The following is a 22,432-nucleotide window of genomic DNA, read 5'->3' as shown; positions in this document are numbered from 1 at the left end:
GCTCCTCTCCCAGCAGGCGGGCGCCGTGCGCGGCGCGGTTACAGAACTACTGTGCCTCTACTGGGAGTTGGGCGCCACCGAATAAAACGTGGCCAGACACGCGGTTGGGCCTGTCCGGCCCGAACGAGAGGCCCTAGCGCTTGCGCCACTTGCGGCGGCGGGCGCGGCTGAAGAACCAGCCCGCGGGCGGCTCGTCGGAGCGCCACGGCTGGGGCTGCGGGGACTCGTTCCGCCAGCGTGCGGCGAGCATGCGGGCCCGCGCGGACGGCTCCGTGGTCTCGGCGGACCGTATGAACTCCTCGTCGAGGGCCACGCCCTCCCATGTCTCGTCCCGCTCGCGCTCCGGCTCCGCCGTCATCTCCACTCCTCCTGGAACGGGTCACCTTTCTGGGACAGATCGGCTCCCCGGCAAACGGGCTCTCCCGGAAAGCAGGTCACCCTCCCGACCAGTGTCCTGATGGGAGGGTGAAGCCGCTGTCAAGAGCCGTCACTCCTCACCGGCGAGCTTCAGCGTGCGCAGCTTCTGGCCCGCGTACCAGGTGGCGAGCACGGTGACCGCGGCGAGCAGGACGGTGGCGAGAGGGAGGCCGACGTCCGAGGTGATGAGGTCGCCGCCTGCCACCTTGTGGGCCACGGCGAGGGACCACTGCTGCACGCTGAGAGTGCGCGCACCGGCCACGAGGGACCCGAAGAGCGCTTCCCAGACCAGGGCGTAGACGAGGCCGAAGACCACCGCGTGGCGCGTGACCGTGCCGAGGAGCAGGAAGAGCGCGGCGTACGCGATGGAGGCGACAAGGGCCGCGATCGTGTAGGCGACGGCGATCTGCTGCCCGTTCCCGTTCAGGATCAGGCCCGCGATGAGGGTGGGGACCGCGGAGAACACCATGGTCACGGCGATGGCGACGATCAGCTTGGTGAAGATGATCGTCGGGCGCTTGATCGGCTTCGCCAGGAGGTAGACGACGGAGCCGTCGTCGATCTCGGGGCCGATCGCGCCCGTGCCCGCGATGACGCCGATGATCGGCACCATCGTGGCGAGCGCGAACCCGCCGAGCACGTCCGCGGCGATCTGGTCGTCCGCCCCGGTGAGACCGCGCACGAGCGCGGAGATGGCGATGAGCAGGACGGGCAGGGCACACAGGATGAGGGCCCGGCGGCGGCCGAGCAGGGCTCGGTAGGTGAGCCGGGCGACAGTGGGGTCGTACATCAGGGCCTCCTACGCCGCGACCAGATACGAGAACACGGACTCGAGGGACTCGTCGGACGGCGAGACCGTGAGCAGTCTGATGCCGTGGGCCTTGGCGACCTGGGGCAGCAGGGTGGTGAACCGGCCGAAGTCGACGGCCTGGACGCGCAACGCGCCTTCCTTGAGGTCGACTTCGATGCCCGCGGTGGACGGGTCCGCGATCAGCGCGGCCGCGAGGGCGCGGTCGTCGCTGGAGCGGATGAGATAGCGGTGCGGACGGTCGGTCATCAGGCGGCGGATCTTGCGGAAGTCACCGCCGGCCGCGTGGCGCCCGGCGACGATCACCTCGATGTGGGAGGCGAGCTGCTCGACCTCTTCGAGGATGTGCGACGAGAAGAGGACCGTGCGGCCCTCGGCGCCCATGCGGCGCAGGAGGTCCATGAGCTGCATGCGCTGGCGCGGGTCCATGCCGTTGAACGGCTCGTCGAGCAGCAGCACGGACGGCTCGTGAACGAGGGCGGACGCCATCTTCACGCGCTGGCGCATGCCCTTGGAGTACGTCGAGATCTTGCGGTCCTGCGCGTACTCCATCTCGACCGTGGCGAGCGCCTTCTGCGCCTCGTGCGTGCCGAGGCCCTGCAACTCGGCGTTGGCGACGACGAATTCGCGGCCGGTGAGGAAGTCGTACATCGCCTCGCGCTCGGGGACGATGCCGATGTGACGGTAGATCTGTTCGTTGCGCCAGATCGGCTCTCCGTCGAGGGTGACCGTTCCGTTCGACGGGGCGAGGAAGCCGCCCATCATGTTGATGAGGGTGGACTTTCCCGCGCCGTTCGGGCCGAGGAGGCCGGTGACGCCGGGGGCGATCGTCATCGTGATGTCGTTGACCGCCACCACGTTGCCGAACCAGCGCGATACGTGGTCGATGTTGATCGTGGTCACAGTCCGACCTTCCGGTAGCGGCGCATCAGGAGGCCGTAGCAGCCGGCGATGAGCCCGAGCACGACGAGCAGATAGACGACGCCCTGGCCGGTCGAGGGTCCGTGTCCGCCGGGGAAGGCGGAGGTGGCGCCGAGGAAGGCGGTCTGCACGCCGTCGATGAGGGTGACCGGCGAGAAGAGGCCGAGCCATGTGATCGCGCCGCTGTTGTCCTGCGACTGGGCGATGGCCTGGACGGTGGAGACCGCTCCGTAGGAGATGGTCAGGACGGCGATGACGGCGGCGATGCCGAAGCCGCGGCGGGGGGTGACCGCCGAGACGACGAGGCCGATGCCGGCGAAGAGCAGCGAGAGCAGTGCCACGGAGACCAGTCCCTGGGCGAATCCCTTGGTCTGTTCGGCGAAGTCGAGCTTGGCGAGCAGCGCGCCTACGTAGAGGACGATCAGCGGGGCCGCCGTAAGGGCGAAGAGGGCGGAGGTCATGGCCGCGACCTTCGCCAGGACGTAGTCACCGCGCTCGATGGGGCGGGAGAAGTACAGGGGGACCGTCTTGAAGCGCAGGTCTCGCGAGACGGACTGGGGTGCCTGGGAGGCGAGATAGAGCCCGATGACGGCCTGCAGGAGGATCGCGTAGCGCGTGTAGTCGACCGGCAGGTCCTTCATCTTGGTGGTGACGGCCACCGCGACCATGATCAGCGCGGGGGCGCACATCACTACGAAGAGCAGCATCGGCAGCACTTTGGACTTGGCCGAGCGGCCGAGGCCGTAGGCGCCGCGCAGGCTCTGGGAGAAGAGCGAGCGGCGGGCGTAGGCGCGGCCGAGGCGCGGGCCGTCGTAGTGGCGGTAGCCGATGTTGTGGATGCGGGTCTGCTCACCGGCGGGGGTGAGGGACTGCTCAACCGCCATGGACGACCGCCTCCTTCCGCTCGTTGTCCGTCTCTGAGCGGAAGACTTCCGCGATGTGGTGCCTGCGCTGCTCCATCCGGATCAGCCCGAGGCCGAGCTCGGCGACGATGTCGCGCACGAGGTCGTAGGTGTCGTCGCTCTGGGTGGTGATCAGCACCGTGTGTCCGGCTCCGGGGAGCTCCCCGCCGGTCGTGGTCTCGATGCCGCGCCGGGCGAAGGCCTCGCGCAACGCGCGGGTGCCGTCCGGGTGTTCGTCGGAGTCGGTGACCTCGATCGCCAGGGTCGTCGTGGTCTGGGTGAAGTCCGTGGTGGAACTGGAGCGCAGGAGCTTTCCGCCGTCGACCACGACGACGTGGTCGCAGGTGCGCTCCAGCTCGCCCAGGAGGTGCGAGGTGACGAGGACCGAGATGCCGAAGTCGGCGTGGACGCGGCGGATCAGGTCGAGCATGTCGTCACGGCCGACCGGGTCGAGGCCGTTCGTCGGTTCGTCGAGGAAGACGAGCTGCGGGTCGTGGACAAGGGCCTGCGCGAGCTTGACGCGCTGCTTCATGCCCGTGGAGTAGCCGCCGATGGGGCGGTAGCGCTCTTCGTAGAGGCCGACGTGGCGGAGGGTGTCGGCGGTGCGCTCGCGGGCCGCGGTGGGCGGCAGGCCCGACATGCGCGCCATGTGGACGACGAACTCGGTGGCCGAGACGTCGGGCGGCAGGCAGTCGTGTTCCGGCATGTAGCCGACGCGTTCGCGGATGGCGGCGCCTTCGGTGGCCACGTCGAGGCCGAGCACGGCGGCGCGGCCCTCCGTGGCGGGGGACAGACCCAGAAGGATCTTGATCATAGTGGACTTGCCGGCTCCATTGGCTCCGACGAGTCCCGTCACACCGGGCCCGATGTCCATGGAGAGCCGGTCAAGCGCGGTCACCCGGGGGAACCGCTTGCTCAGGCTTTCGGTCGCGATCACAGTCACACCTCGAAGGTAGTGGCGCAGACCACACGGGTCGTCAGACCAGGGGGTTGTCCCTGTCTCAGACTCGAGTACTACGGGTCCCTAGGGGTTCCTCCCTGAGTCGCTCTCCGTGAGCTCCCAGAGCTTTCCACAGGCTCCCGTGCACACCCCTTGACGCAGCCGCCAACCATTGTCACATTCATCAGTGTCAAGTTACGAGCGCGTACGGCAACGGACCGGACACGGACGGACGGTGGCATGACCCCAGCAGTGGTACGTGAACTCTCCGCGGAACTGCGGGGGTTCAGAGAAGTCCAGTCCCTCGCGTACGAGTGCGCGGAGGCCGTCGCGGCACAGCTCGAGCCGGGGGTGACGGAGCGCGAGGCCGCCCGGATGCAGCGGGAGTGGCTGCGGGAGCGCGGCGTGCGCGACTGGTTCCATCTGCCGTTCGCCTGGTTCGGCGACCGCACGGCGTTCGCCGGTTTCCGGATCCCGCTCCAGTTCTTCCCTACGAACCGGAAGCTGGAGGCGGGGATGCCGTTCATCCTCGACATGGCCCCGGTCTACAAGGGCTGTACGGCGGACATCGGCTACTCGGGCTCGCTCGGCCTCAATCCCGTGCAGGACAAGCTGCTCGCCGACCTCGAGGCACACCGGGAGCTGATCGTCCGCGAGGTCCGCGAGCGCCGTTCCCTGCGGGAGATCTACGAGGACGTGGACCGCCTCATGGTCCGCCAGGGCTACGAGAACCGGCATCGCGCGTACCCGTTCGGTGTGATCGCGCACAAGGTGGACCGGGTCAAGGAGCGCCGGATGTCCCCGACGCTGTTCGGCTTCGGCACGCAGTCCCTGAAGGGGCTCGCGAGCGACGCGATCCACGGCCATCGGGACGGCTGGTCCCCGCTGTGGTCGCCGTACAAGTTCTCCGACCATCCGCCGCAGCCGGGCCTGTGGGCGGTGGAGCCGCACCTCGGCTTCAGGGGTACGGGCGCGAAGTTCGAGGAGATCCTGGTCGTCACCGACTCCAAGGACCCCGAACAGAGCGCGTTCTGGCTGGACGACGATCTGCCGCACGTGCGGCGCTGGGCGGAGGGCATCTGATGACGGAACTCAAAGGGCTGGCCGGAGCGCGGGAGCGCTGGGTCAGCACGGGCGGTATCGAGCTGTGCGTGGCCGAGCTGGGGGACCCGACGCGGCCCACGGTGGTGCTCGTGCACGGCTACCCGGACTCCAAGGAGGTGTGGTCGGAGGTCGCCGAGCGGCTCGCCGACCGCTTCCACGTGGTCCTGTACGACGTGCGGGGCCACGGCAGGTCGACGGCGCCGACGCCGCTGCGCGGCGGGTTCACGCTGGAGAAGCTGACGGACGACTTCCTCGCGGTCGCCGACGCGGTCAGCCCGGACGAGCCGGTCCATCTGGTCGGCCACGACTGGGGTTCGGTGCAGTCCTGGGAGTTCGCCACGGTCCAGCGCACCGAGGGCAGGATCGCGTCCTTCACCTCGATGTCGGGCCCGTCGCTCGACCACTTCGGGCATTGGATCAAGAAGCGGATGGCGCGGCCGACGCCCCGCAGGGTGGGCCAGCTGCTCGGCCAGGGCGCCAAGTCCTGGTACGTGTACATGCTGCACACGCCCGTACTGCCCGAGCTCGCCTGGCGCGGTCCGCTCGGCAAGCGCTGGCCGAAGATCCTCGAACGCATGGAGAAGGTGCCGGCGGGCGAGTATCCGACGCCGTCCCTGCCCTCAGACGCCGCCCATGGCGCCTGGCTCTATCGGGACAACGTACGGGCGCGGCTGAGCAGGCCCCGCGAGGACGCTTACGCGCACGTGCCGGTGCAGCTCGTCCTGCCCCTGGGCGACATCTTCCTGTCCGAACGGCTCTATGACGAACTGGAGCTGTGGGCACCGGGCTTGGTCCGTCGCACGCTCCCGGCCAAGCACTGGGTGCCGCGCACCCGCCCGGATCAACTGTCCGCGTGGATCAGCGAGTTCGTCCTGGCGAACGAGGAGCGGGAGGCGGGCCTGCCCGCACGGCGCACGAAGGCGACGGGCAAGCACGCCGAGCGCTTCGGCGGCCAGCTGGTGCTGGTCACCGGCGCGGGCAGCGGCATCGGGCGGGCCACCTCCTTCGCGTTCGCCGAGGCCGGCGCGCGCGTGGTGGCCGTCGACCGGGACGCGGAGAGCGCGGCCCGCACCGCCGAGATGGCCCAGCTCATAGGCGCCCCCCAGGCGTGGGCCGAGACCGTGGACGTCAGCGACGAACAGGCCATGGAGAAGCTCGCCGAGAAGGTCGCCGCCGAGTACGGCATCGTCGACGTGCTGGTGAACAACGCGGGCATCGGCCTGTCCGGATCCTTCTTCGACACCACGCCGGAGGACTGGAAGAAGGTCCTCGACGTCAATCTGTGGGGCGTCATCCACGGCTGCCGCCTGTTCGGCAAGCAGATGGCCGAGCGAGGACAGGGCGGCCACATCGTGAACACGGCCTCCGCCGCGGCATTCCAGCCCTCCAAGGCGTTGCCCGCCTACAGCACGTCCAAGGCCGCCGTCCTCATGCTCAGCGAGTGCCTGCGCGCCGAGCTGGCGGGCCAGGGGATCGGTGTCTCCGCGATCTGTCCCGGCCTCGTGAACACGAACATCACGGCGACAGCCCACTTCGCCGGGGTCGACGCCGAGGAGGAGAAGCGCCGCCAGAAGAAGTCCTCGCGCCTGTACGGCCTGCGGAACTACCCGCCGGAGAAGGTCGCCGGCGCGATCCTGACCGCCGTCGTGCGCAATCAGGCGGTCGTCCCGGTCACACCCGAGGCCCGCGGCGCCCACCTCATGTCCCGCTTCACGCCCAAGGCCCTGCGCGCCGTCGCACGATTGGATCCGCCGTTGTGAGCACCGAGGAGAGCGCCGGGCGCACCGGACGCAGCGAGCTCACCGGGTACACCGGGCACTACGCGATCACCCCGCGCCGGGTCTCCTTCGACTGGGAGACGACGCCGCTGCACTGGATACCGGGCGAGCCCACGGCGACGCACGTCATCAATGTGCTGCACCTGCTGCTCCCGGCGGGGGAGCGGTGGTTCGTGAAGGTGTTCAAGGAGGGCCTGCCGCTCGTCGACGATCCCGAACTGCTCGGGGACGTCAAGGGGTTCATGGGCCAGGAGGCCACGCACAGCGTGCAGCACGCGTACGTCCTCGACCATCTCGCAGCACAGCGGCTCGACACCGCGGACTTCACGAAGTACGTCGACTTCCTCTTCGAGAAGCTTCTCGGCGAGCGGCCGCCGCTGGGCGCTCCGGTCTCCACCCAGGAGTGGCTGCGCTTCCGGCTCTCCGTCGTCGCTGCGATCGAGCAGTTCACCGCGGTCCTGGGTAACTGGGTACTGCACGCCGAAGGGCTCGACGCGGCGGGCACCGACGAGGTCATGCTCGACCTGCTGCGCTGGCACGGCGCGGAGGAGGTCGAGCACCGCGCGGTCGCCTTCGACATGTACCAGCACTGCGGCGGCGAGGGCCTGCCCCGCTACGCCCGCCGGCTCGCGGGCATGGCCGTCACCGCTCCCGTGATGCTGTACCTGTGGGCCTGGGGCGCGGCGTACCTCATACGTCACGACCCGCAGCTCGCCGGACGGATGCGCTACTCGCCGGCCGAACACAACAGGGCGGTGCGCAAAGGGCTGCTGCCCAGCTGGCGGGAGCTGGGTGCGGCGATACCCCGCTATCTGCGGCGGTCGTACCATCCCTCGCAGGAGGGGTCGCTGCGCAAGGCCGTCGAGTATCTGGCGCAGTCGCCCGCGGCCAGGACGGCGGCGGGCGCGATCGGCCGGACCGCTCTGCCCTAGGGCCTTTCGTTCGGTCCGGCAGCACACGGCCGACGTCCCGAACACGGGGCGGCGCCGCCTTCCCACACAGCACGGCAGAGGGATGTGAAGCGTGACGGAGCAGGCTGTGGCCGAGTACCGGATCGAGGACCTGGCGCACCGCAGCGGCGCCACGGTCCGCACCATCCGCGCCTACCAGGACCGCGGGCTGCTCCCCCGCCCCGAGCGGCGCGGCAGGGCCAATGTGTACGGGGACACCCATCTGGCCCGGCTGCGGCAGATCGCCGACCTCCTCGACCGCGGGTACACCCTGGCCTCGATCAAGGAGCTGCTCGAGGCGTGGGACGCGGGGCGCGGGCTCGGGGGTGTGCTCGGCCTGGTCGCGGAGGTCGACGGGCCGTGGACCGACGAGAAGGCCGACCGGATCTCGCGGGCCGATCTCGCGGCACGGTTCGGGGGCAGCGAGGACGAGGCGGCCATCGCCGACGCGGTGGCGCTCGGGATCCTGGAACAGATCCCCGGGCACGACGACGAGTTCCTGGTCCCGAGTCCTCAAGAGCTGGCTGTGGCAGCCGAGTTGCATGCGTCTGGCGTCCCGTTGCCCGCGATCTCCGGCCATCTAAGGGAGTTGAGAGGTCAGATCGAGCACATCGCCACGCGCTTCCTGGAGTTCACGACCGAGCATGTCTTCGCGCGCTACCTCGGCCCGTTGCCCCCGACGGACGCCGAGGCGGCCGAGGCGGCCTCGCTCGTTCGCAGACTCCGACCGCTCGCGCAGCAGTCGGTCGACGCCGAACTGGCCCGTGCCATGAAGCTGTTCGCCACTCGGCACCTCCATCGGCACCTGTCGGAGGGTCCGGTCACGCCGCCTGTGGAAGAAGCCCATTCAGTTGCTCTGCCCGCCGACACGATCCGCGCTGTACAGCGCCTTGTTGGCGCTGAGAGCGCCGCCGAGTTCATCGCCGCCGCGACTCAACGGGAAGTACAAGCAAGGACATTGGACACTCTCACCGCAAACTACCGCAGCATAGATCAAGTTGACCAAATGCCGCCAATCGCTTGACAGTTGTCCACAGAATCGCCAAATCCCCTGTGGATAACCGGACTTGGCTGTGGATCAAACCTGCGAACAGAAAAATCACGTGCACGAGGAGTGAGACGCCCGCCACTCTGACGGGATGGATGAAAGACGCACCGTCAAGGTGTCGAAGTACCTCTCGAAGCATCTGCGGCATCAGCCGGAGCGCATCGGACTGACCCTCGAAGAGGGCGGCTGGGTCGAGATCGGCACGCTGCTCACCGCGGCCGCCGCCCACGGCTTCCGCATCACGCGGGACGAGCTCGACCACGTCGTCGCCGCCAACGACAAGCAGCGCTTCGCGATCGAGGGTTCCCGGATCCGCGCCAGCCAGGGCCATACCGTGGACGTAGACCTCGGACTGCCCCCGGCGACCCCGCCCGCGTACCTCTACCACGGCACTGTGCCCTCGGCCCTGGACGCCATCCGCGCCGAAGGGCTGCGGCCCATGAACCGGCACGACGTCCACCTCTCGCCCGACCGCGAGACCGCCACCCGCGTCGGCGCCCGCCGCGGCCGCCCCGTCGTGCTGTCCGTCGACGCGGGAGCGATGCACCGGGACGGCCACACGTTCCGCGTCAGCGCCAACGGGGTCTGGCTCACGGAGGCCGTCCCGCCCCGCTACCTGCGGTTTCCCGGCTGAGACCGACCGGAACCGCGAGACGCGGTCCCCTACGCCGCCCTCACCCCCGACCCGCGCCCGGCGCGCGCCGCTTAGGCTCTGAGGTATGAGCGATCAGCCCCGTCAGCCCACGCCCGCCCTGCGCCTGAGCACCGTGATCCTGCCCTACCGCCGCTGGCACGAGGGCAGCCGAGCCGCGTGGCAGCGCGCTGAGGAGCTGGGCTTCCACACCGCGTACACCTACGACCACCTGGCCTGGCGGACCTTCCGCGACGGGCCGTGGTTCGGCGCCCTGCCGACCCTGACCGCCGCCGCGTCCGTCACGGAGCGGATGCGCCTCGGCACACTCGTCACCTCGCCGAACTTCCGGCACCCAGTCACGCTGGCCAAGGAACTGATCTCCCTCGACGACATCTCCGGTGGCCGGATCACCCTCGGCATCGGCGCGGGCGGCAACGGCTTCGACGCGACGACCCTCCTGAAGGTCGGCGAGGAGCCGTGGACCCCGCGCGAACGGGCCGACCACTTCGCCGAGTTCGTCCCGCTGCTCGACCGACTGCTGAGCGAGGACTCGGTGACGTACGACGGTGAGTTCTACTCGGCCCAGGAGGCGCGGAACATCCCGGGCTGCGTGCAGCGACCCCGGCTGCCGTTCGCGGTGGCCGCGACGGGACCGCGCGGACTGAAGCTGGCCGCCCGGCACGGGCAGGCGTGGGTGACAACGGGCGACCCGAAGCTGTTCGAGACGGGCACGCCCGAGGAGTCGATTCAAGCCATTCGCGGACAGGCCGCCAAGCTCGCCGACGCCTGCGCCGAGATCGGTCGGGACGCCGCCGAACTCGACAAGGTCCTCCTCACCGGGTTCACCCCGGACCGAAGCCGTCCGCTGGGGTCCGTGGACGCCTTCGTCGACTTCGCCGGCGAGCACGCCGCCCTGGGCATCACCGAGATCGTGATCCACTGGCCCATCCCCGACTCGGAGTTCGCCGCCGACCAGAAGGTCTTCGAAAGCATCGCCACGGAGGCCCTCGCCCAGCTCGGCTGAGGCCCCGCGGCAACCTGACGGAACCGGTGGGGCGCCTGCGCGAGGACCGTACTCATCTGCGCGACCCACCGCACGCCCGTGCGCGCATATGCGGGACAATAGTGCGGTGACCTCACCGACTCCTCGGCCCTGGACCCCGGCCGCCAACGCCCCCGCGCCCCGGCTCGTCGCCACGGACCTGGACGGCACGCTGCTGCGAGACGACAAGTCCGTCTCGCAGCGGACGGTCGCCGCGCTCGCCGCCGCCGAACGAGCGGGCATCGAGGTCTTCTTCGTGACCGGCAGGCCGGCCCGCTGGATGGACGTCGTCAGCGACCACGTGCACGGCCACGGCCTGGCGATCTGCGGGAACGGCGCGGCCGTGGTGGACCTGCACGGCGGCCCCGGCCGCCACCGGTTCGTGAAGATCAGGGACCTCGCGCCCGGGATCGCCCTCGACGTCGTACGCATCCTGCGCGCCGCCGCGCCCGGCACGGCCTTCGCGGTCGAGCGGACCGGCGGCCTCCACCACGAGCCGACGTACCCGCCGCTGCACCTGGAGGCGGGGGAGAGCGTCGCCGCCGCCGAAAAGCTCCTCGCCGACGACTCGCCCTGCGCCGACCAGCCCGTCCTCAAGCTGCTCGCGTACCACGCGGACCTCGCCCCCGACGAGTTCCTCGCCCTGGCCCGCGAGGCCGTCGGCGACCGCGCTGCGATCACCCGCTCCAGCCCCAGCGCACTCCTGGAGATCAGCGGCCCCGGCGTCTCCAAGGCCAGCACCCTCGCGCTGTGCTGCGCCGAGCGCGGCATCGCAGCGGCCGAGGTCGTCGCCTTCGGGGACATGCCCAACGACGTGGAGATGCTCACCTGGGCGGGCGCCTCGTTCGCGATGGGCAACGCGCACCCGGAGGTGCTCGCCGCCGCGTCGGGCCACACGGTGCCCAACAACGAGGACGGCGTGGCCGCGGTCATCGAGCAGATCCTGGCGGCGCGTCGGACCTCCGAAGACGGCGCATCGGGCGACTGCTAGAAGTACTGGAAGAAACGGTCCCCCAGGACAAGGTCCGGCTCAGCGCTTCGTCGTGCCTTCAGTGAGGCGCCTGCCAGATCACGGTCGTGCCGCCCCCGTCCTCGCCGATGCCCGGCCCGTACCAGCTGTCGCCGCCCAGGGAATCGGCCCGCCGCTTGAGGTTCTTGAGGCCGCTGCGCCGACCGCCCTGCGGGATGCCGACGCCGTCGTCGGCGACCGTCAGCCGGACGCCGGGCTGCCCGTCGGGGAGCGTGACGTTCGCGTCGACGACCACGTCGATACGGGCGGCCTCCGCGTGCCGGAACGCGTTGGACAGCGCTTCTCGCAGGGCGGCGATGAGGTTCTTGCCGGTGAGTTCGCCGACCACCGTGTCGACGGCGCCGGCGAAGTGGTGCGTGGGCTTGAAACCGAGCGGCACGGCCGCCATGTTGATCTCGCGCAGAACCCGAGTGCGCAGGCCCGACGGCGCCTCGGCGGGCCCCTGCTGGAGCGCGAAGATCGCCGTGCGGATCTCCTGGATGGTGACGTCCAGCTCGTCGACGGCCCTGCCGACACCGACCTGCACCTCGGGCACGACGGACCTGCGCTGAACGCTCTCCAGCATCATCCCCGTGGCGAACAGGCGCTGGATGACCAGGTCATGGAGATCGCGGGCGATCCGGTCGCGGTCCTCGTACACCGCGAGCCGCTCCCGGTCGCGCTGCGCCTCCGCCATCATCAGCGCGAGTGCGGCCTGCGACGCGAACTGGGTGGCGAGGGTGCGCTCCGCGTCACTGAACGGCCGGGCGCCACGCGCGCGTGGCGTGACAAGGGTGCCGAGGACGCGGCCGTCGCTCTGGAGGGGCAGCATCATCGCCGGTCCGTATTCGTGCGCGAGATCGGTCAGTATGCGCGGGTCGGTGGACACGTCCTCGATGAACTCGGCCGCGCCGCCCAGGAGTTCGGTGACGATCTCGCTCTCGGCCGGGATGATCACGCCGAGGGCCTGCGACGGCTCGTCCGACGAGGCGGCGACGATCTCCATGCCGCCCTCCTCTGCCGGCAGGAGGACGAAGCCGGCCGCCGATCCCGACAGGTGCCTGGCCTGTTCGGCGACGACCTGGAGGGCATCCTCGGCGTCGCTGCCCGACAGCAGGGCGGTCGTGACGGCCACGGACCCGTCGATCCACCGCTCGCGCTGCCTGGCGGCCTCGTACAGGCGCGCGTTGCCGATGGCGATGCCGGCCTCCGTGGCGAGGACGCGGACCATGTTCAGGTCGTAGTCGTTGAACTCGACCCCGCCCTGCTTCTCCGTCAGATAGAGGTTGCCGAAGATCTCCCCCTGTACGCGGATGGGGACGCCCAGAAAGGTCCGCATCGGCGGGTGGTGGGCCGGAAAGCCGCAAGAGCGGGGGTCGTCGGCGAGGTCTGCGAGGCGAACCGGGTCCGGGTCGTCGATGAGCGCACCGAGGAGCCCGCGGTGGCCGTCGGGCAGCCGTCCGATGAGCTCCGCCGTCTCTGCGTCGACTCCGTGGAAGACGAAGTCCGAGAGAGCCTCGCCGTCCTCCGAGACCACGCCGATCGCCGCGTAACGGGCGTCGGCGAGCTCGGCGGCCGTCTCGCAGATGCGGTCGAGGGTGGAGTGCAGCTCCAGGCCGGTGCCTACGGAGCGCATCGCTTCGAGCAGTTGCGGCACCCGCGCGGTCAGCTCGGCGGACAGTCCATGAAGCCCGCGCGTCGCCTGCGTCGCCGCCTCCAGCGCGTCGGAGGACTCCCGCTCACCGTCGGACGGTGGGGTGGCGCCGGGCCCCGGAGCAGCTGACATGCCTTGAGACTAGTTAGTCCCATTTGGAGAGGAAAGTCGGGACGAGTCCCGCCCGGTCGCCCGGTCCGCACGGCTATGCGCCGACCAGCAGCTCCGCCTCCCGCTCGCGTTCCCACAGCGCGCGCAACGGCCCCTCGACCGCGACCAGATCCTCGTACGTGCCGCGCTGCACGACCCTTCCCGCGTCGAGGACGATGACCTCGTCCACGGCGTCGAGACCGGCCATCCGGTGCGTGATCAGCAGCGTGGTCCGGCCTTCGGTCGCGGACAGGAGGTCCGCCGTCAGCGCGTCCGCCGTCGGCAGGTCGAGGTGCTCGGCGGGCTCGTCGAGCACGAGGACGGGGAAATCGGCGAGGAGGGCGCGGGCCAGGGCGAGCCGCTGCCGCTGGCCTCCGGACAGGCGCGCGCCGTGTTCGCCGACGAGGGTGCCGAGCCCGTCGGGCAGCGAATCGACCCACTCCAGGAGGCGCGCGGCAGCCAGGGCTTCGCGCAGTCCGTCGTCGGTGGCGTCCTTCTTCGCCAGGAGCAGGTTCTCGCGCACCGAGCTGTCGAAGAGGTGCGCGTCCTGCGCGCACAACCCGACGAGCCGCCGCACCGCGTCCCCTTCGAGCCCGTACGCGTCCTGCCCGGCCAGGGTGTACGACCCCTCACCCGCGTCCAGGAAACGCAGCAGGACCTGCGCGAGCGTCGTCTTGCCGGACCCGGACGGGCCGACGACGGCGACCCTGCGGCCCCGCTCCAGCGTGAGGTCGACCCCGTGGAGCGCGTCCCGGCCCTGCCCGTCGTGGCGCGCGGCGAGACCGCGCACGACCAGAGGGAAGGGATCCTGCGGCGCCTGCGCGGGCGATTCCGGCTCCCGTACGGGGACCGTCGCGTCCAGGACCTCGTGAACGCGTTCGGCGCTCTTCTTGACCCGCTGGCGGTACTGCACGGCGAGCGGCAGGCCCATGACGGCCTCGAACGCGGCCAGCGGCGTCAGGACGACGACCGCGAGCTGGACCCCGTCCAGGCGGCCCTCGCGCACACCCTGCACCCCGGCGAGGGCCGCACCGGCCACGGTGAGACCGGTGATCAGCGCGGTGAGTCCGTCGCCCAGCGCGGTGGCAGTGGCGGCGCGGGACGCGATCCGCGTCAGCACGGAGTCGGCGGTCTTCGCCTGCGAGGTCCGCGCGGAAAGCGCTCCGGAGACGGTCAGTTCGGCGGTGCCGGTAAGGAGTTCGGCCACGTGGGTGGCCAGCGTCCCGCGCGCGGGGGCCAGCCGGCGCTCGGCGCGGCGGGCGACGGCTCCGGAGAGCAGCGGTACGCCGACCCCTGCGAGCAGCAGGCCCGCGGCGAGCACGGCACCGGCGGAGGGCAGCATCCAGGCGGTGAACGCGACGGAGGCCGCACCGACCACCGCGGCGGCCGACGCGGGCAGCAGCCAGCGCAGCCAGTAGTCCTGGAGGGCGTCCACATCGGCGACGAGTCGGGAGAGCAGATCGCCGCGGCGCGTCGCGCGCAGGCCCGCGGGGGCGAGCCGCTCAAGGCGCCGGTAGACGGCGACCCTGGTGTCGGCCAGCATCCGCAGCACGGCGTCGTGCGACACGACCCGCTCGGCGTACCGGAAGCAGGCGCGGCCGATCCCGAAGGCGCGGGTCGCCGTGACGGCGACCATCAGGTACATCACGGGCGGCTGTTGCGAGGCCCGCGAGATGAGCCACCCGGAGGTCGCCATGAGCCCGACGGCGCTGCCGAGAGCGAGCGCTCCGAGCAGCAGAGCGAGCGCAAGGCGCCCCCGCCGCGCCCGCGCGGCACCCCGCACGCGCGCGAGCACACTGCCCGCCCTCTCTCCGGAGTGATCGGATACCTGACGGTCCTCTCCGTGTACGGGCACTTCGGCCGCCTCGGCCGACGGCACGGGTCGCACCTCAGCCTCCCCCGCCACCGCAGGGGAACGCGGTACGTCGAGACGCACCACTCGGTCCGCGACGGCCAGCAGCGCGGGACGGTGCACCACCAGCAGGACGGTCCGGCCGGCGGCGAGCCTGCGGACCGCCTCGACGATCCCCGCCTCGGTCTCGCCGTCGAGCGCGGCCGTCGGCTCGTCCAGCAGCACCACGGGCCGGTCGGCGAGGAACGCCCGCGCCAGGGCGAGGCGTTGCCGCTGCCCGGCGGAGAGCCCGGCCCCGTCCTCGCCGAGCAAGGTGTCCGCGCCGTCGGGCAGCGCACGGACGAAGTCCTGGGCCCCCGCCTCACGCAGCGCCTCCTCGACGTCCGCGGGCGACGCGTCGGGCCGCGCGAGCCGCACATTGTCCGCGACCGACCCGGCGTACAGCTGCGGCCGCTGCGGCACCCAGGCCACACGCGCGTGCCACGCCTCCCGGTCGAGACCGGCCAGATCGGCGCCACCGACGAGGACTCGCCCCGCGTCGGGACGGACGAATCCGAGCGCCGCGCTCAGCAGCGTCGACTTACCCACGCCGCTCGGGCCGACGAGTGCCACCGTCTCCCCGGGCGCGACCTCGAAGTCGGCCTCCGAGACGGCGTCCGTGGACCGGCCGGGATAGCGGACGGTCACTCCGTCGAAGGCGATACCGGTGGCGGCGGGCACCGCTCCGGCGCCGGAGCGCGGCACCGGGGTCTCCAGGACGGCGAAGATCTCCTCCGCGGCGGCGAGCCCCTCGGCCGCCGCGTGGTACTGCGCGCCGACCTGACGCAGTGGCAGATAGGCCTCGGGCGCGAGGACGAGGATGACAAGGCCCACGTAGAGGTCCATGTCGCCGTGCACGAGCCGCATGCCGATGGTCACGGCCACCAGGGCGACCGACAGTGTCGAGAGCAGTTCGAGGGCGAACGACGACAGGAAAGCGATGCGCAAGGTCCGCATCGTCGCCTGCCGGTACTCGCCGGTGATCCGGCGGATCGACTCGGCCTGCGCCTTGGCCCGGCCGAACACCTTCAACGTCGGAAGTCCGGCGACCACGTCCAGGAAGTGCCCCGAGAGCCGGGACAGGAGCCGCCACTGACGGTCCATGTGGGACTGGGTGGCCCAGCCGATGAGGATCATGAAGACGGGGATCAGGGGCAGTGTGCAGACGATGATCGCCGCGGACACCCAGTCCTCGGTGACGATGCGCGCGAGCACCGCCACGGGCACCACCACCGCGAGGCCCAACTGCGGCAGACAGCGCGAGAAGTAGTCGTCGAGCGCGTCCACACCCCGCGTCGCGAGCGCCACCAGGGATCCGGTCCGCTGCCCGCTGAGCCACCCCGGACCCAGCTGGGAGGCGCGCTCCAGCAGCCGTCCGCGCAACTCTGACTTGACCGCCGCGCTGGCCCGGTGAGCGGCCAGCTCGGTCAGCCAGGAGACAGCACCGCGCCCGGCCGCCACCAGAGCAAGCAGCAGGAGCGGTGTGCGCAGGGCGGCGACATCAAGGCCGTGCTCGAAGGCCCCCACCACCACTTCGGCGATGAGCATCGCCTGAGCGATGACCAGGCCCGCCCCGGCCACGCCGAGGACCACCACCGCGATCAGGAAGAGGCGAGTGGCCCTGGCGTACCGGAGCAGACGCTGGTCGATCGGTTTCACGTGAAACACACCCTCGGATCAGGGGCTCAGTGTGCGACGTCGGCGATGTGCTGGGTGCCGATCCGCTTGCGGAACACCCAGTACGTCCACGACTGGTAGAGCAGCACGATGGGCGTCGCCACCGCCGCGCACCAGGTCATGATCTTCAGGGTGTAGGGGCTCGACGAGGCATTGGTGACCGTAAGGCTCCAGTCCGGGTCGAGCGACGACGGCATGACGTTCGGGAACAGCGTCAGGAAGAGCATCGCGACGGCTGCCGCGATCGTGATGCCGGACAGCGCGAACGACCAGCCCTCACGCCCCGCCTTGATGGCGATGATGGCACCGACGAGGGCGGCCACCGTGACAATCATCGCGATCAGCGACGAGCCGTCGCCCTTGTCGGCCTGGGTCCAGATCAGGAAGGCGAGCGCGAGGGCCGCGGCGACGGGACCGAGCCCCAGCGCCGTCTTCCGCGCCCGCACCCGGATGTCGCCCACCGTCTTGAGCGAGGCGAACACCGCACCGTGGAAGGTGAACAGCGTCAGCGTCACCAGACCACCGAGGAGCGCGTACGGGTTGAGCAGGTCCCAGAAGCTGCCCACGAACTCCTTGTGCGCGTCGATCTTCACTCCGCGCACGATGTTCCCGAAGGCCACACCCCATAGAACCGCCGGTATCAGCGAGGTCCAGAAGATCGCGTGCTCCCAGTTGGTCTGCCACTTCTCCTCGGACCGCTTTGCCCGGTACTCGAAGGCGACACCGCGCACGATCAGGCAGACCAGGATCATCAGGAGCGGCAGGTAGAAGCCCGAGAAGAGCGTCGCGTACCAGTCCGGGAAGGCGGCGAAGGTCGCGCCGCCGGCCGTGAGCAGCCACACCTCGTTGCCGTCCCAGACGGGTCCGATGGTGTTGATCAGGACGCGCCGCTCGGTGCGTCCGCGGGCGAGAACCTTGGTCAGAACCCCGATCCCGAAGTCGAATCCCTCCAGGAAGAAGTAGCCGATCCACAGGACCGCTATGAGTACGAACCAGACGTCGTGAAGTTCCATGCCTCAGCAGCTCCTCAGTCTCAGTACGAGAAGGCCATGGGCCGGTCGGCATCGGACGCGTCGCCGGAATCCGCTCCGGATCCAGGACCGCCGATCTTGGTGGGCGGGTTGAGGTCGGCCTCGGTGAGCTCGGGCGGCCCCTGCTTGACGTACTTGAGCATCAGCCTCACCTCGATGACGGCGAGTGCGGCGTAGACCAGCGCGAACACGATCAGGGAAGTGAGGACCTCGCCCTGCGAGACGCCGGGGGAGACCGCGTCCTTGGTCCTGAGCACGCCGTAGACCACCCACGGCTGACGCCCTGTCTCGGTGAAGATCCAGCCCCAGGAGATGCCGATGATCGGGAAGATCAGCGTCCACTGGGACAGGCGCCACCACCAGATGCCCACCTTCGGCATCAGCTCCTTGTTCTTGGTGAGCATCAGCCTGGGCACTTCGTCCTCGCCGGTGCGGCGCTCCGGCGCCAGCCAGAACCTGCGCCGGGTGAGCCACAGGCCAGCCGTGCACAGGGCCATCGAGACACCGCCGAAGCCGATCATCCAGCGGTACGACCAGTAGGCGGTGGGGATGTTGGGGCGGTAGTCACCGGGCCCGAACTTCTCCTGCTCCGCCTTGTTGATGTCGTTGATCCCGGGGATCTCGGCGTTGAAGTCGTTCTTGGCGAGGAAGGACAGCACACCGGGGACCTCGACGGCGACGGTGTTGTGGCCCTTGGAGACATCGCCGTACGCGAAGATCGAGAACGGCGCCGGCTTCTGCGTGTCCCACAGCGCCTCCGCGGCCGACATCTTCATCGGCTGCTGCTCGTACATCACCTTGCCGAGCGTGTCCGCGCTGACGACGGTGAGGAGCGTGCCGACCATGGCCGTCACCAGGCCGAGGCGCAGCGACATCCGCATGGTGCGGATGTGCTGCTTCTTGCGCAGGTGGAAGATCGCTATGCCGGTCATGAACGCGCCACCGACCAGGATGGACGCGCTGATCACGTGCCAGAAGTTGACGAGCACCGTCTCCTGGAAGAGCACGGCGGCGAAGTCGGTCAGCTCGGCACGCTTGGTGCCGTCCCGCTCCACGATCCGGTAGCCGACCGGATGCTGCATAAACGAGTTGGCGGCCATGATGAAGTACGCCGACAGGATCGTGCCGATGGACACCAGCCAGATCGTGGCGCAGTGCAGCTTCTTCGGGAGCTTGTCCCAGCCGAAGATCCACAGACCGATGAAGGTCGACTCGAAGAAGAAGGCGATCAGCGCCTCGAAGGCGAGCGGAGCGCCGAAGATGTCGCCGACGAAGCGGGAGTAGTCCGACCAGTTCATGCCGAACTGGAACTCCTGCACGATGCCGGTCACGACACCCATGGCGATGTTGATCAGAAAGAGCTTGCCCCAGAACTTGGTCGCCCGGAGGTAGTGCTCCTTGCCCGTGCGCACCCAGGCCGTCTCCAGGATCGCCGTCAGCGCGGCGAGCGAGATGGTCAGGGGGACAAAAAGGAAGTGATAGACGGTCGTGATGCCGAACTGCCATCGCGCCAGAGTTTCCGGCGCCAGAGCCATCAACGTCGGGTCCACTGCGTCATCTCCTTAAGTCGCCGTGGGTCAGCGGCAATTTGCCCCTTTAATCCCACTGCTCTCCGGATCAACCGGACACGCTTGTGAAAGCGTTCACATTCACAAGCATTATGTACTACCGGCTCCGGACAGCAGAAGGGGGGTCCCCCCTTACTCCGGGGAACCCCCACCGCGCCACAGAGCGGCCGCAGCCGCCCGGTCTACAGCTCCTTGCGGAACGCCGCCGCCGTGTTCAGGAAGACGTCGTTGGCCTCGGCCTCCGCGATCGTGGCCCGCATGCCCTCGCCGGCGAACGGCCGCACGACCACACCGGCCTGCTCGCACGCCGCGGCGAAGTCCGCCGTGCGCTCCCCCAGGCGCAGCCACACGAAGTTCGCGTGCGTCTCGGGCACGGTCCAGCCCTGCCCCCGCAGCGCCTCGACCACGCGATTGCGCTCGCACACCAGCGAGCCCACCCGGCCGAGCAGCTCGTCCTCGGCCCGCAGCGAGGCGACCGCCGCATCCTGCGCGAGCTGGCTCACGCCGAACGGCACCGCCGTCTTGCGCAGCGCGGCCGCCACCGGCTCGTGGGCGATGGCGAAACCGACCCGCAGGCCCGCGAGCCCGTACGCCTTGGAGAACGTCCGCAGCACGGCGACATTCGGACGGTCCCGGTAGATCTGTACGCCGTCCGGCACCTCGGCGTCACGGATGAACTCGCGGTACGCCTCGTCGAGCACGACCAGCACGTCGCTCGGGACCCGGTCGAGGAACCGCTCGAGCTCGGCCCGGCGCACCACCGTGCCGGTCGGGTTGTTCGGGTTGCACACGAAGATCAGGCGCGTGCGATCGGTGATCGCGTCGGCCATCGCGTCGAGGTCGTGGACCTCGCCGGACGTCAGCGGCACCTCCACCGCCTTGGCGCCGCTGATCTGCGTGATGATCGGATACGCCTCGAAGGAACGCCAGGCGTACATGACCTCGTCGCCGGGGCCGCTGGTCGCCTGGAGCAGCTGCTGCGCGACCCCGACCGAGCCGGTGCCCGTGGCCAGGTGCGTGACCGGGACAGCGAATCGTTCCGCCAGCTCGTTCATCAGCCCTGTGCAGGCCATGTCCGGGTAGCGGTTGAAGGAACCGGCCGCCGCGATGGCGCTCTCCATCACGCCGGGAAGCGGCGGATACGGGTTCTCGTTCGAGGACAGCTTGTACGCCACCGGCCCACCGGCCGCGGCAGCCTTGCCCGGCTTGTAGGTGGGAATACCCTCCAGCTCGGCACGCAGCTTGGGGCTCGTCTCGCTCACCGCAGTCCTCCTCGCGACCACCATTTCAATACTGCTCACCTTAAGAGGATTCGCGGCAGACCCCAATGGCTCGGGGCCCTCGACCTCCCGGGTGGTCGTCCGACACCACCCATGACGACGGCCACGGACCTCCCACAGGCGTACGGAGGAGGGGGAGCGCTCCCCTTTTCAGCGCGCGCCGGTAGCTCGCGCCGTGGCGCGCATCGCCCGTGAAGGTGAGTTGAGACCTACTCGCAACATCGCCGACTTGGCAGGCCCACGCGCGCCGACAAGCGACGTCCTGGCGTCGATACGCTCAACTCCCTTGATTTCCAAGGTCATTGACGTGCTTCGGCCATGCAGAAACGTCCCTGTCAACGCGTGCATATGCACTCACGCCACCCCGCCACATGAGCCCTACTATCGGCTCGCCATGACAGCAGCAGGGAAGCACCAGGTGAGCCGGGCAGAGACCACCCGGCGGGGCACCCGGCAGGTGCGGGCGGGCATCAGAGACGTTGCCGCCGCCGCCGGGGTCTCCATCACGACTGTCTCCGATGCCCTCAACGGTAAGGGCCGGCTCCCGGACGCCACCCGACGCCATGTCCGCGAGGTCGCCGACCGGTTGGGCTATCGCCCCTCCGCGGCGGCCCGAACGCTCCGTACCGGAAAGTCGGGCCTGATCGGCCTGACCGTCACGACCTACGGGGATGAACCTTTCACCTTCACCGAATTCGCGTACTTCGCGGAAATGGCGAGAGCAGCCACCTCGGCGGCGCTCGCCCGCGGGTACGCCTTGGTCATCCTGCCCGCCACCTCACGCCATGACGTCTGGTCGAACGTCGCTCTCGACGGCACCGTCGTCATCGACCCCTCCGACCACGACCCGGTCGTCACCGAGCTGGTCCGCCAGGGCCTGCCCGTCGTCTCCGACGGACGCCCCGCCGGCACGCTCCCCGTCACCGCCTGGGTCGACAACGACCACGAGGCCGCCGTCCTCGGCATCCTCGACCACCTCGCCGCCGCGGGCGCCCGCCGCATCGGACTGCTCACCGGCACGACCACGGACACCTACACCCATCTGTCCACCTCCGCGTACCTGCACTGGTGCGAGCGGATCGGGCAGGAACCCGTGTACGAGTCGTATCCCGCGCACGACCCGTGCGCGGGGGCCGTCGCCGCCGACCGGCTCCTGGCCCGCCCCGACCGGCCCGACGCCGTGTACGGACTCTTCGACCCCAACGGCACGGACCTGCTCGCCGCCGCCCGCCGCTACGGCCTGCGCGTCCCCGAGGACCTGCTGCTCGTCTGCTGCAGCGAATCGACCGTCTACGCCACCACGGAACCGCCCATCACGACCCTCTCGCTCAAGCCCCGGCGCATCGGCACCGCGGTCGTCCAGCTGCTGATCGACGCCATCGAAGGGGTTGAATCGGACCAGCCGGTCGAGCAGGTGATACCGACGGAACTCATCGTCCGGACCTCGTCCCAGCGCCGTCCGCCCCGCACGAAAGTCAGCCCGCCCCGCTCCCCGGGACACGGCTGAACGACGGCTTCCGGGTGGTCGCCCCGAAGACCACCCGGAAAAGCCCGTACCAATTCGGGAGAAAAGCACGGTGAACAGCCGTCCGGATCCGATTCACCACCCCTGGTGCATCACACAGCGC

At 70.0% G+C, this 22,432-nt stretch carries 18 protein-coding genes; 8 read left to right on the top strand and 10 right to left on the bottom strand.

The window, feature by feature from the left end:
- Positions 1–133 precede the first annotated feature (133 nt).
- The 5 genes from ACZ67T_RS10135 to ACZ67T_RS10115 all read right to left on the bottom strand — a co-directional run bounded on the left by ACZ67T_RS10135 (position 134) and on the right by ACZ67T_RS10115 (position 3,985).
- Complete coding sequence (locus ACZ67T_RS10135) at positions 134–358, bottom strand: SGM_3592 family protein (RefSeq protein ID WP_469982910.1); 225 nt, start codon at positions 356–358, stop codon at positions 134–136.
- Positions 359–487: 129 nt separating this feature from the next.
- Positions 488–1,207, bottom strand: coding sequence for an ABC transporter permease (locus ACZ67T_RS10130; protein WP_469982908.1), 720 nt, complete (start codon positions 1,205–1,207; stop codon positions 488–490).
- 9 nt (positions 1,208–1,216) lie between these two features.
- Positions 1,217–2,128: an ABC transporter ATP-binding protein gene (locus ACZ67T_RS10125; RefSeq protein WP_356277260.1), complete on the bottom strand. Its 912-nt coding sequence runs from the start codon at positions 2,126–2,128 to the stop codon at positions 1,217–1,219.
- The gene (locus ACZ67T_RS10120) at positions 2,125–3,030 is read right to left on the bottom strand and encodes an ABC transporter permease (RefSeq protein ID WP_469982907.1); all 906 of its coding nucleotides are present in this window, start codon (positions 3,028–3,030) and stop codon (positions 2,125–2,127) included. Before ACZ67T_RS10120 ends, ACZ67T_RS10125 begins: the two co-directional genes overlap by 4 nt.
- On the bottom strand, positions 3,020–3,985 hold the full coding sequence (locus tag ACZ67T_RS10115) for an ABC transporter ATP-binding protein (protein ID WP_469983095.1): 966 nt from the start codon (positions 3,983–3,985) through the stop codon (positions 3,020–3,022). The genes ACZ67T_RS10120 and ACZ67T_RS10115 overlap by 11 nt, the downstream gene beginning before the upstream one ends.
- A gap of 243 nt (positions 3,986–4,228) precedes the next feature.
- On the opposite strand from ACZ67T_RS10115, the gene ACZ67T_RS10110 reads away from it, so the two are divergent.
- The 7 genes from ACZ67T_RS10110 to ACZ67T_RS10080 all read left to right on the top strand — a co-directional run bounded on the left by ACZ67T_RS10110 (position 4,229) and on the right by ACZ67T_RS10080 (position 11,535).
- Entirely contained in the window at positions 4,229–5,071 is an 843-nt protein-coding gene (locus ACZ67T_RS10110) for a M24 family metallopeptidase (protein WP_469982905.1), read from the top strand.
- Positions 5,071–6,852: an SDR family oxidoreductase gene (locus tag ACZ67T_RS10105; protein WP_469982903.1), complete on the top strand. Its 1,782-nt coding sequence runs from the start codon at positions 5,071–5,073 to the stop codon at positions 6,850–6,852. Before ACZ67T_RS10110 ends, ACZ67T_RS10105 begins: the two co-directional genes overlap by 1 nt.
- Positions 6,853–6,917: 65 nt before the next feature.
- On the top strand, positions 6,918–7,802 hold the full coding sequence (locus ACZ67T_RS10100) for a metal-dependent hydrolase (RefSeq protein ID WP_469983093.1): 885 nt from the start codon (positions 6,918–6,920) through the stop codon (positions 7,800–7,802).
- Between the two features lie 91 nt (positions 7,803–7,893).
- Positions 7,894–8,844 (top strand): MerR family transcriptional regulator, encoded by a 951-nt coding sequence (locus ACZ67T_RS10095; protein ID WP_469982902.1) that lies wholly within the window; start codon positions 7,894–7,896, stop codon positions 8,842–8,844.
- A gap of 115 nt (positions 8,845–8,959) precedes the next feature.
- A complete protein-coding gene (locus ACZ67T_RS10090) occupies positions 8,960–9,502 on the top strand; it encodes an RNA 2'-phosphotransferase (RefSeq protein WP_469982901.1) in 543 nt (180 codons plus the stop codon).
- An 85-nt stretch (positions 9,503–9,587) separates the two neighbouring features.
- Positions 9,588–10,526, top strand: a complete 939-nt coding sequence (locus ACZ67T_RS10085; protein ID WP_469982899.1) for an LLM class flavin-dependent oxidoreductase — start codon at positions 9,588–9,590, stop codon at positions 10,524–10,526.
- 88 nt (positions 10,527–10,614) lie between these two features.
- Complete coding sequence (locus tag ACZ67T_RS10080) at positions 10,615–11,535, top strand: HAD hydrolase family protein (RefSeq protein WP_469982898.1); 921 nt, start codon at positions 10,615–10,617, stop codon at positions 11,533–11,535.
- A gap of 58 nt (positions 11,536–11,593) precedes the next feature.
- Here the strand turns inward: ACZ67T_RS10080 and ACZ67T_RS10075 are convergent, their stop codons facing one another.
- The 5 genes from ACZ67T_RS10075 to hisC all read right to left on the bottom strand — a co-directional run bounded on the left by ACZ67T_RS10075 (position 11,594) and on the right by hisC (position 20,786).
- The gene (locus tag ACZ67T_RS10075; RefSeq protein ID WP_469982897.1) at positions 11,594–13,339 is read right to left on the bottom strand and encodes a sensor histidine kinase; all 1,746 of its coding nucleotides are present in this window, start codon (positions 13,337–13,339) and stop codon (positions 11,594–11,596) included.
- A gap of 73 nt (positions 13,340–13,412) precedes the next feature.
- Entirely contained in the window at positions 13,413–16,907 is a 3,495-nt protein-coding gene (cydD, locus tag ACZ67T_RS10070; protein ID WP_469982895.1) for a thiol reductant ABC exporter subunit CydD, read from the bottom strand.
- 26 nt (positions 16,908–16,933) lie between these two features.
- Entirely contained in the window at positions 16,934–17,938 is a 1,005-nt protein-coding gene (cydB, locus tag ACZ67T_RS10065) for a cytochrome d ubiquinol oxidase subunit II (protein ID WP_469982893.1), read from the bottom strand.
- Positions 17,939–17,958: 20 nt separating this feature from the next.
- Complete coding sequence (locus tag ACZ67T_RS10060) at positions 17,959–19,491, bottom strand: cytochrome ubiquinol oxidase subunit I (protein ID WP_469983091.1); 1,533 nt, start codon at positions 19,489–19,491, stop codon at positions 17,959–17,961.
- A 215-nt stretch (positions 19,492–19,706) separates the two neighbouring features.
- Complete coding sequence (gene hisC / locus ACZ67T_RS10055; protein WP_469982889.1) at positions 19,707–20,786, bottom strand: histidinol-phosphate transaminase; 1,080 nt, start codon at positions 20,784–20,786, stop codon at positions 19,707–19,709.
- Between the two features lie 412 nt (positions 20,787–21,198).
- On the opposite strand from hisC, the gene ACZ67T_RS10050 reads away from it, so the two are divergent.
- The gene (locus ACZ67T_RS10050) at positions 21,199–22,311 is read left to right on the top strand and encodes a LacI family DNA-binding transcriptional regulator (RefSeq protein WP_100597180.1); all 1,113 of its coding nucleotides are present in this window, start codon (positions 21,199–21,201) and stop codon (positions 22,309–22,311) included.
- The last annotated feature ends 121 nt before the right edge of the window (positions 22,312–22,432 follow it).

Source organism: Streptomyces sp. NPDC107517, assembly GCF_055582645.1.
Note: the sequence above shows the minus strand (reverse complement) of the source record. Positions and strands in the feature narration are given on the sequence as shown.